We start from the raw sequence: 1101 nt of genomic DNA on the forward strand, positions 1-1101 counted from the left end.
GCTTCCTACCCGTCAGCCAAGGTCGACACCATCAACGCGATCAGCGCGAAAGGCAATGCCGTCACCGCAGCCGCAGAGCAGGGGTTCCTCGCCGACTTTCTCACCACCGGCTTCCCGGCCTACGTCGCGGAGTCTGCGGCCAATGGCCTGGCCGAGCTTGGCGAGTTCATGGCGGCCCCGGGGTTGAACTTCGCCGGGGATCTGCAGGCAGCCTCGGACTTCTACCTCCAGGCAAAGGGGCTCGCCGCCGATGCATTCAGCCTGGTCCAGAAGCCTTTTCAGATGGTCAGTCGGATCACCGGCTTGTTCGGTTCGATTCGCACGGCCTTTGGAAGCAATGCCCTCAGTATGTTGACCAGCCTGTTTGACCGGTCCCCAGGCAACTACTCGGGCAGCACCGCCACCCCAAGCCGCCGGCAGCAAGCCACAAACCACCTGGCCTTGAATGCCCTAGTGCGTCAGGTGGCGGTGGCCGAAGCGGCAAAAGCCGCGGTGGTCACGCAGAAGCCATTGACCACCGCGGGTGGTGTTGCGTTGGCGCAGAGACCAAGCACGCAGAGCGCGAGCAACCCGTCTTCAAGTACACCGTCGGCGAGTACGTCCATGGTGAGCACACCCACTGTGAGCACTCCGGTGGTGTACGACAGCTATCAGGAAGCGGTCAAAGTCAGGGAGGAACTGGTGAGTCGCATTGATGCGGAAAGCGAGGCGACACCGGTCGATGAGGTGTACGTGGCCCTTTCAGACCTGCGCACCAGTGTCGTCCAGGCGGTACCGAACAAAGAGCAGGACCTGCCCCGGATCGTTCCATATGTGCCGAAGGAAACGCTGCCCTCGCTGCTGGTGGCTTATCAGATTTACGGCGATGCCGGCCGGGCGGACGAAATCACTGCCCGAAATGGCCCGCGCCATCCTGGGTTTTTGACTGGCGGAACAGCGCTGGAGGTGCTGGCTGATGGATGACCTTGAGCTGCTGGTCAATGGGATGAACTACTCCGGCTGGACCTCTCTCGGTGTCACTCGGGCAATCGATGCAGCAACTACGGCATTCACCGCCACGCTCACCGAGCGGTGGGAGGGAAGCGAGAGCTCGGCCGCGCA

At 62.4% G+C, this 1101-nt stretch carries 1 protein-coding gene and 1 pseudogene; both read left to right on the forward strand.

What is annotated here, in order from left to right:
- Positions 1–963: pseudogene (locus ACIQUS_RS27295) on the forward strand (hypothetical protein); the annotation flags it as partial.
- Positions 956–1101, forward strand: a 146-nt coding sequence (locus ACIQUS_RS27300) for a phage baseplate assembly protein (protein WP_403054304.1), incomplete at its 3' end; no start/stop codon positions are given. The pseudogene ACIQUS_RS27295 and the gene ACIQUS_RS27300, both read left to right, overlap by 8 nt.

The organism is Pseudomonas sp. NPDC090755 (genome assembly GCF_044769005.1).
GTDB lineage: Bacteria > Pseudomonadota > Gammaproteobacteria > Pseudomonadales > Pseudomonadaceae > Aquipseudomonas.